Annotated in this window: 8 protein-coding genes; 3 read left to right on the top strand and 5 right to left on the bottom strand. The window is 70.3% G+C overall.

Features of this window, described 5'->3' with window-relative positions; all coding sequences use genetic code 11:
- On the top strand, window positions 1-379 hold a 379-nt coding region (locus HHX40_RS35390; protein WP_182884038.1), incomplete at its 5' end, for a GTP-binding protein.
- A 28-nt stretch (window positions 380-407) separates the two neighbouring features.
- Here the strand turns inward: HHX40_RS35390 and HHX40_RS35385 are convergent.
- The 5 genes from HHX40_RS35385 to HHX40_RS35365 are packed head-to-tail and all read right to left on the bottom strand — an operon-like array spanning window position 408 to window position 4832.
- Entirely contained in the window at window positions 408-1412 is a 1005-nt protein-coding gene (locus HHX40_RS35385; RefSeq protein WP_182884037.1) for a methyltransferase, read from the bottom strand.
- A 5-nt stretch (window positions 1413-1417) separates the two neighbouring features.
- Window positions 1418-2251 (bottom strand): ABC transporter ATP-binding protein, encoded by an 834-nt coding sequence (locus HHX40_RS35380; protein ID WP_182884036.1) that lies wholly within the window; start codon window positions 2249-2251, stop codon window positions 1418-1420.
- Window positions 2252-2260: 9 nt separating this feature from the next.
- Window positions 2261-3088: an ABC transporter permease gene (locus HHX40_RS35375; protein WP_310738418.1), complete on the bottom strand. Its 828-nt coding sequence runs from the start codon at window positions 3086-3088 to the stop codon at window positions 2261-2263.
- A complete protein-coding gene (locus HHX40_RS35370) occupies window positions 3085-3858 on the bottom strand; it encodes an ABC transporter permease (RefSeq protein ID WP_182884035.1) in 774 nt (257 codons plus the stop codon). The genes HHX40_RS35375 and HHX40_RS35370 overlap by 4 nt, the downstream gene beginning before the upstream one ends.
- On the bottom strand, window positions 3855-4832 hold the full coding sequence (locus HHX40_RS35365) for an ABC transporter substrate-binding protein (RefSeq protein ID WP_259404199.1): 978 nt from the start codon (window positions 4830-4832) through the stop codon (window positions 3855-3857). The genes HHX40_RS35370 and HHX40_RS35365 overlap by 4 nt, the downstream gene beginning before the upstream one ends.
- Window positions 4833-5236: 404 nt before the next feature.
- Between HHX40_RS35365 and HHX40_RS35360 the strand changes: the two genes are divergently transcribed.
- Window positions 5237-8125 (top strand): nitrate- and nitrite sensing domain-containing protein, encoded by a 2889-nt coding sequence (locus tag HHX40_RS35360; RefSeq protein WP_310738417.1) that lies wholly within the window; start codon window positions 5237-5239, stop codon window positions 8123-8125.
- The coding region (locus HHX40_RS35355) for a roadblock/LC7 domain-containing protein (protein ID WP_182878181.1) at window positions 8122-8485 on the top strand (364 nt) is incomplete at its 3' end. The genes HHX40_RS35360 and HHX40_RS35355, both read left to right, overlap by 4 nt.

Genomic DNA, 8485 nt, shown 5'->3' with positions numbered 1-8485 from the left:
GGTGTCGCTGGACCGGGATCTGATTCTTTATCTGTTCGGTACGCCGGGTCAGCATCGGTTCTGGTTCATGTGGGATGACCTGGTGCGGGGGGCGATCGGTGCGGTGGTGCTGGTCGACACCCGGCGGTTGGCCGACAGTTTTCCCGCGGTGGACTACTTCGAGGAGGCGCGGCTGCCGTTCGTCGTCGGCGTCAACGGCTTCGACGGTCAGTACCCGCACGCCGAGGACGAGGTGCGGGAGGCGCTGACCCTGTCGCCGCGGATCCCCGTCGTCCGCACGGACGCCCGGGACCGGGGATCGGTGAAGAGCACCCTGATCACCCTCGTCGAGCACGCGCTGACCATGCGGGTCGCCGTACCCGGCGGGGGGCGCGCCTGAGGCGGCCCCCGGCTCGGGCGTCACCGGTCTAGGCGCGGACCGCCTCGACGAGGGTGGCGTGGAACGGCAGGCCGTAGGTGCCGACCAGGCGCAGCCCGGCCGCCCGCAGCAGCGCGTCGTGCTCCGACCTGCTGCGCTCCCTTCCCTGTCCGAACAGGCCGAGCATCCGCATGTCCAGGTCCTTCCCGAAGTGCGCCGAGTCGTCGTCCGGCAGGACCAACTCCACCAGCAGCACCCGGCCGTCGTCACTCATCGCGTCGCGGACCACGCGCAGAATTTTGGTCGCGTCCTCGTCGTCCCAGTTGTGGATCACGCTGCCCAGCAGGTAGGCGTCGTGACCCGCGGGGACCGACGCGAAGAAGTCGCCCTCGACGATCTCCACCCGCTCCGACAGCCCCCACTCGTCGAAGGCCGCCCGCGCGTCCGGCAGCACGTGCGCCAGCTCCACCAGCACACCGCGCAGATGCGGGTTGGCCCGCAGCGCCGTCGCCAGGATGTGGCCCCGGCCGCCGCCCACGTCCACCAGCGTCTTGACCGACGAGAAGTCGTAGCTCGCGGCCACCCCGTCCGCCATCGGCTGCGACCGCTGGGTCATGAAGTCGTTGAAGATCCGGTTCAGTTCGGGTTCGGTCCCGAGGTGGTCGTAGACCACTCCGTACTTCTCGACGAACGCCGACCGTCCCTCGCGCACCGTCTTGGTCAGGCTGTTCATGCCGTACGCGAGCGTGGGCGCGGTGTTGAACTGGACGGCCGTGCGCAGCGAGCCGGGCACGCCGTCCACCAGCAGCCGACCGGCGTCGGTCAGCGCGTACGTGCCGGGGGAGACGGCGGTGAACAGCCCGTTCGCGGCGCACGTGCGCAGCAGGCGGGCGAGGGACGGCGCGTGCGCGCCGCAGCGGGTGGCGAGCTCCTCGACGGTGAGCGGTCCGTCCTTCAGGTGGCCGGCGCAGTCGAGGTCGACGATCGCGCCGAGCGCCGCGGCCCGGTAGAACCCGCGCAGGTGCTCCCACACGACGCTGCTGGCTTCTGTCACGTTCACTACTCCTTGTTCAGATACGAGGGGGCCATCATGTGAGGCGGGGTGACCATGTCAGGCGTGGTCGCCCCGAACTCGGGTCTGCCGCGCACCAGGCGGCTCACCTCGGCCCGCAGGTGCACGAATGCGGGCAGCTCCCGGGTCGCGATCTGGTCGCGGGGACCGGGCAGGTCTACCCGCAGGTCGGCGGCTACAACGGCGGGCGCCCGGGTCAGCACCACCACCCGGTCGCCGACGTAGACGCTCTCGTCGATGTCGTGGGTGATCAGGACGATCGTCATGCTGTGGTGCCCGCGTACGGCGAGGACGAGATCCTCCAGGTCCTCGCGGGTCTGGGCGTCGACGGAGCCGAACGGCTCGTCCATCAGCAGCAGCGAGGGACGGTAGGCGAGGGCCCGGGCGATGGCCACCCGCTGCTGCATGCCGCCGGACAGCTGCCAGGGATACTTGGCCGCGGCGCTTTCCAGGCTCACCGCCGCCAGCGCCTCGGCCGCCGCCGCACGCCGGGCCGCCCGGTCGAGGCCGCGCCGCCGCAGCGGCAGCGCCACGTTGTCGCGCACCGACAGCCAGGGGAACAACGACCTGCTGTAGTCCTGGAAGACCACCGCGAGGTCGTCGGGCGTCCCGCTGACCGGACGGCCCTTGACGCGGACCTCTCCTCCGGTCGGCCGTACGAGCCCCGCGATCGACCGCAGGAGCGTCGACTTCCCGCAGCCCGACGGGCCGACGACGCAGACGAGCTCGCCCTCGGAGACCTTGAGGTCGATCCCGCCGAGCGCCCGGTGGGCATCCGGACCGCTGCCGTAGGTGTGGGTCAGGTTGACGACGTCGAGCACGGTGTCACCTCAGCCTTTTCGCCCGGCACGCCGGTGCCAGGACAGGGTGCGCCGCTCCACCACGAGGAACGACGAGTTGAGGAGGAAGCCGAGGACGCCGAGCACCGCGATCGTCCCCCACATCCCCGGCAGGTCGAAGTTCTGCTGCGTGTAGATCAGCTCGTAGCCGATCCCGCTGGTCGCGCTGCCCACGAGCTCGGCGACGACCATCAGGATGAGCGCGAGCGACAGGCTCAGCCGCAGTCCCGCGAAGATCTTCGGCGCCGCCGCCGGCAGGATCACCATGACGAGCCGTTCGGCCCGGGACAGGCCGAACACGCGCGCCGTCTCGATGTGGAGGCGGTCCACGTAACGGGCGCCGTCCACCGAGTTGACCAGGACCGGCCAGATCACGCCGTACACGATGGTGGCGAGCTGCATCCGCGTGTCCGCCTTGAACAGCACGATGAACAGCGGGATGAGCGTCGGCGGCGGGATCGCCCGGCCGAACTCGATCAGCGGGTCGACGTAGCCCGCCAGCGTCCGGGACCGGCCGATCGCCACGCCGAGGGCGATCCCGCCCAGGCAGGCGAGCGCCCATCCGCCGAACAGATGACCGAGGCTGGGCACGAAGTCGGCGAGGGCGGCGTCGCTGAGGAACAGGCGGGCCGGCGGCCCGGAGAACCACAGCTCGCGCAGCCGGGCCAGGATCGCCGACGGCGGAGGGAAGTAGACGGACTCCACCGCCCGCGCGGCGGCCTCCCACACGGCGACGACGACCGGCACCGCCCACAGCCGCACGGCGAGCCCGCGCGCCCGGCCGGCCCACCGGACGCCGCTCACGGCCGTGTTCGTCACTGGGCCACCCCCGCACGCGCGGCGTGCCAGCGGAACAGGCCGCGCTCGGCCCGGACGAGCAGCGCGTTCACGACCAGGCCGATGAGCCCCGCCCACACCGTGGCCGCCAGCATGAGGTCGATCCGGTAGCCCGATCCCACCTTGATGATGTACACGCCGATGCCGCCCGCGCCGCCGGAGAGCAGTTCCGCGCTGACGGCCACCACCAGCGCGACCGACGCCGCCAGCCGTACGCCGGTCAGGACGAACGGAGCGGCGCTCGGCAGCGCCACCCGCAGCAGCACGGCCAGGCGGCCGAAGCCGAAGGCCCGCATCGTGTCCCTGGCGACCGGGTCCACGTCGTGCAGGCCGTACATGGTGTTGACGAGCACCGGCCAGCACGCGGCGTAGACGACGATCGTGACCTTCATCGCGCCGTCCGAGGCCGCGATGAGCGTGACCAGCGGGATGAGCGCGATGGACGGAATCGGCCGGAGGAACTCGATCAGCGGCCGCAGCCCGATCTCCACTTTCGGCAGGCTCCCCAGCAGCACCCCCGCGGGTACGGCCAGCAGGGTCGCGAGGAGGAGACCCTCCGCCCACACCTCGACGGTGGCCGAGGCGTCGTGCAGGAACTCGGAGTCGACGGCGAGCCCGGCCGCCCCGGCGAGCACGGTGGACGCCAGCGGCATGATCTGGGTGTCCATCAGGCCGGTACGGCCGGCGATCTCCGCGACGACGAGCAGGACCGCGACGCCGACGGCGCCGCGGACCACCTTGCTGACGATCATTGCGGCATCGGCACCAGCAGCGGAGTCACGTCCATCTTGGCCTTCAGGTAGCCGTACTCCAGCATCAGGTCGGCCACCCGCTGGATGCGCGTCGGGTTGAGGGTGGACGGGTAGGCGCCGAGGGTGATGATGGACGCCGCCTCCGGTTTGATCTGCGTGTAGTTCGGCAGTACCTTCTCCACTGCCTTTCGGTCGGAGCCGGCGATCTGCTGGGCCTTCACGATCGCGCGCTGGAAGGCGGCCATCGCCTTGGGATACTTCGACAGGATGGGCTCGGTCGTGGTCCAGCCTGCGATCGGGAAGTCCGCCATCGCGCCGGTCATCGTGTCGGCGATCTTGCGGGCGCCCATGTCCTTCTGCACGCCGGTCAGGAACGGCTCGTTGAGCCAGGCCGCGTCCGCCTGGCCCGACGCCAGCTTGCCCGGCGCCTGGGGGAAGGGCACGGGGACGTACTGGACGTCCTTGGGGGACAGCCCGTTGGCCCGCAGGGTCGAGGCGACGGCGAGCTCGCCGATGCTGTTCAGCGACGCGATGGTGACCTTCTTGCCCTTGAGGTCCTTGACCGACTGGATCGGTGAGTCCTTCTTCACCACGATGTCAAAGGTGTCCGGTTTCGCCTGATATGTATCAGCGAGGATGCGGAAGTTCCCTGCTTTCGCCTCCTGGGCCGAAATCACCGTGAAGTAGTTGCCGATTGTGATGTCCGTCGCTCCGCTCACCAGTTGCGGGATGGCGACGGTGGTGCTCTGCACGACTTCGGGCTTGATGGTCAGCCCTTCGGCCTTGAAGAACCCCCGTTCCTGCGCGATGAACAGCGCCGCGACGTCGGCGATGGGGAGAATGCCGACCTTTAGGGTAGTTTTCTCCAGTCCGTTATTGCCGGTCGCTGTCGTATTCGTGTCCGCACCGCCACACGCGGTGAGTGTCAACGCTGCTATGACGCCTATGACGGTCCTGTGACCCGTCAGCCTCATGGAGTCTCCTGGGGTGGGGAAGCGGAGGCGCCCGGTGCGAGAGATGGCGGCACCGGGCGACGGGCGAGAAGCGTAGCGGGACTTAAACCGCGATAACAGGATTAGGAGCCCTATGTCACCAAACTTGTCGGTAAATCCACTATGCCCCGTAACCCGAGGTGTGGTCGTTTGGACCGATGCATGTCCAGAACTTGATTCGGAAATGCCGGCTCCCGCTCGGTGTTGCTCGTGGAAAGCTTTCCCGATGCGCCGCCGCGCGAAACTCTCCCTCCTTGGACCGTGCCAAATTATTCGAGAGGTTGGTCTATCTCGTCGCCTTATGCTCCAATTGCCGATGTCTTGTGGGAGGTATCCCGAGTGATAGGTCCGAATCCCATCTAGAAGAACCGCGTGAGGTTGCATCAGTGAGGACGGCAACAGCCGAGAGCGGTCGTCGTAGTGAACGGAAGCCGCCCCCGCTGCCGGCCGGCTCCGAGGCGTCCGCCGGGGAGCAGGGAGAGCAACCGGCGCAGCCCGGGCAGGACGCGGGCAGCCGGCTGGCGCTGAAGAACTGGCGGCTGCGCACCCGGCTGCTGGCGTTGATCCTGGTGCCGACCGCCGTCGCGGTCTCGCTGGGCGGCCTGCGGGTGACCTCCTCCATCAGCAGCGCGGCGGAGTACCGCCGGGTGCAGGACGTGGCCGAGCTGATCCTCGGCGTCGGTGACTTCGTCCACGAGCTGCAGCTCGAACGCGACCTGACGGCCCGTTACGTGGCGCTGGACCGCCGGGGCGGGGCGATGCTCTCGCTGATCCGCGACCAGCAGTCGGCGGTCGACGCGGCGGCGCAGCGGGTGCGGGCGAAGGCGGACACCGCGGGCGCCGCGTTCGGCGACATCGGCCGCGCCGACCTCGTCCGCCTGCGCGGCCGCCTCGACGAGCTGCCCGCGCTGCGCACCACGGTCCTGGAGAGCAAGCTTCCCGCGCTGCCCGCGATCGAGAAGTACTCGCTGTTCGTCGCCGACGCGCTGCGGCTGTACGACGAGACCGTGCAGGGCGCGGTGGACGAAGGCGTCATCACCGGTCTCAAGTCGATGGCCTCGCTCGCGCGAACCGAGGAGGAGGTCTCCAAGCAGCGCGCGCTGCTCGTCGCCGCCCTGGTGCGGAACCGGTTCGAGAACGCGGAGATCGACGCGTTCACCGCCGCCCGCGCCCGCGAGGTCAGCGAGCGCAACGCGTTCCTCGCGCAGGCCACGGCCACGCAGCGCCAGCTCTTCTCGGACACCGTCACCGGCCAGAAGGTCGACCGGGCCGAATACCTGCGCGCCCTCGCCCTGAGCCTCACCCGCGACGGCCTGCCGCTGCACCGCATCGAGCCTGGCGGACAGGCAGCCGACACCTGGTTCGACGCGATCACCGAGACCGGCGACCAGATGCACAAGGTCAACCTGGCGCTCGCTCGCTCGGTGATCGGGCGCAGCGAGGAGTTCCAGGCATCCGACCAGAGGGTCGCCGCGATCAACGTGATCCTGGTCGTCGCCGTCCTGATAGTGGTCCTGATCATCACCCTGGTCATGGCCCGCTCGGTCGTCCGGCCGCTGCGGCGGCTGCGCAGCGAGGCGCTGGAGATCGCCGGTCACCGGCTGCCCGACCTCGTCCAGCGGCTGCGCGAGTCCGACTCGGCCGGCACTCAGCAGGTGCAGCCGATCGGGGTCATGTCGGCGGACGAGATCGGCGAGGTGGCGCGGGCCTTCGACGAGGTCCACCGCGAGGCCGTACGGCTGGCGGGCGACGAGGCGCGCCTGCGCGGCAACGTCAACGCGATGTTCGTGAACCTGTCGCGGCGCACGCAGACGCTGGTGGAGCGGCAGATCACCCTGATCGACGGGCTGGAGCAGGGCGAGCAGGACGAGGAGCGGCTCGGGAACCTGTTCAAGCTCGACCATCTCGCGACCCGCATGCGCCGTAACAGTGAGAACCTGCTGGTCCTCGCCGGGCAGGAGACCGCCCGCCGCTGGAGCCGGCCCGTCGAGATCACCGACGTCCTGCGGGCCTCGCTGTCGGAGGTCGAGGGTTACGAGCGGGTGGTGCTGAACTTCCCCTCGGACGTCTCGATCGCCGGCCAGGCCGTCAATGACGTCATCCACCTGATGGCGGAGCTGGTCGAGAACGCGCTGTCGTTCTCCGCCCGCGACACCCGCGTGGCCGTCTCGGGCAACCGGATCGACGGCGGGGGCGTGATGATCTCCGTCACCGACTCCGGCATCGGGATGACCACCGAGGAGATCACCCAGGCCAACTGGAGGCTGGCGAACCCGCCGGTGGTGGACGTGTCGGTGTCCCGCCGGATGGGCCTTTTCGTGGTCGGCCGTCTCGCCATGCGCAACGGCATCCGGGTGCAGCTCAGGCCGCACGACGGGGGTGGGCTGACCGCCATGGTCCTGCTGCCGGAGAGCCTCATGGGCCGCGCGTCGTACCCGGAGCAGTCCTTCGCAGGAGCCTTCGCGCCCGCCTGGAGCGGGCAGCCCGGCCAGTCGTCCGGCTGGAACGACCGCCCGCAGGGGCTTCCCGCGGCGGCGCCGGCGGCGCTTCCCGCCGCCCGGCAGCCCGGGGCGTTCTCGCGGATGCGCCCGTTCGAGCCCCTGCCCGGCGAGGCGACCGGCCCGATTCCCACCGTCGCCGGGTCCGCTTTCTCCGGTTCCGCCTTCTCCGCTCCCGCTTTCTCCGATCCCGCCGTCTCGGGTCCGATCACGGCCCAGTCCGGGGCGTTCTCCGTCAACACCGGGCCGGTCCCCATGCCGTCCAGCCCCGTTGCCGGCCCCACGCAGACCGGTCCGGTGTACGGAGCGCCGGTGGGAACGGGCGGAGCGCCGCCGGCGCCGCCGGCCGAGGAGTTCCTGCCGATCTTCGCCTCCGTGGAGTCGGCGTGGTTCCGGCGCACGCCCGCCACCGACACCGGTCCGTCGGAGTGGCAGCGTGAGCAGGCCACGGACGCGGGATGGCAGGCCGCCGCCGCGGCCGCCGAGAAACCGGCGTGGGAGGGCACGACGACCTCCGGCCTGCCGAAGCGGGTCCCGAAGGCCAATCTGGTGCCCGGCTCGGCGGATTCGACCGGACCACAGCAGCCGCCGGCGGCGCCGGCGGCGGCTCAGCAGACGCCGCCGGCGCCACAGCAGCCGCGGCCGCCCCTGTCGCCGGACCGGGCGCGCAGCCGTCTGTCCAGCTTCCAGCAGGGAGTGCGGCAGGGGCGGGCGGTGGCCCGGGGCGAGCTGAGTGAGGACGAGGGCTATCCGACGAAGAAAGGGGACGGCGCATGAGGGAGTTGAGCCAGGGCGCACGCGGCCTGAACTGGCTGATCAGTGATTTCGTGAGTGCGGTCCCGGGGGTCGCGCACACCGTGGTGGTGTCGGCCGACGGGTTGCCTCTGGCGTTCTCGAACGGGTTCCCCAAGGATCGGGCGGATCAGCTGGCGGCGGTGGCCGCGGGGTTGATCAGTCTGACGCAGGGGGCGTCCCGGGTGTTCGAGGGCGGCCCGGTGGTGCAGACGGTCGTGGAGATGCAGCGGGGTTTGTTGCTGATCATGTCGATCAGTGACGGGTCGTGTCTGGCGGTGCTGGCTGCGGCGGACTCCGATCTCGGTCTGGTGGCCTATCAGATGACGTTGCTGGTGGAGCGTG

The sequence above is a fragment of the Microbispora sp. H10949 genome (assembly GCF_014161435.1).
Classification (GTDB): Bacteria; Actinomycetota; Actinomycetes; order Streptosporangiales; family Streptosporangiaceae; genus Microbispora; species Microbispora triticiradicis.
Note: the sequence above shows the minus strand (reverse complement) of the source record. Positions and strands in the feature narration are given on the sequence as shown.

What these genes read in the sequence shown, in the direction of transcription:
- HHX40_RS35370 (WP_182884035.1), bottom strand. Translation starts at nt 3,858, where the DNA reads ATGATCGTCAGCAAGGTGGTCCGCGGCGCCGTCGGCGTCGCGGTCCTG.
- HHX40_RS35365 (WP_259404199.1), bottom strand. Translation starts at nt 4,832, where the DNA reads ATGAGGCTGACGGGTCACAGGACCGTCATAGGCGTCATAGCAGCGTTG.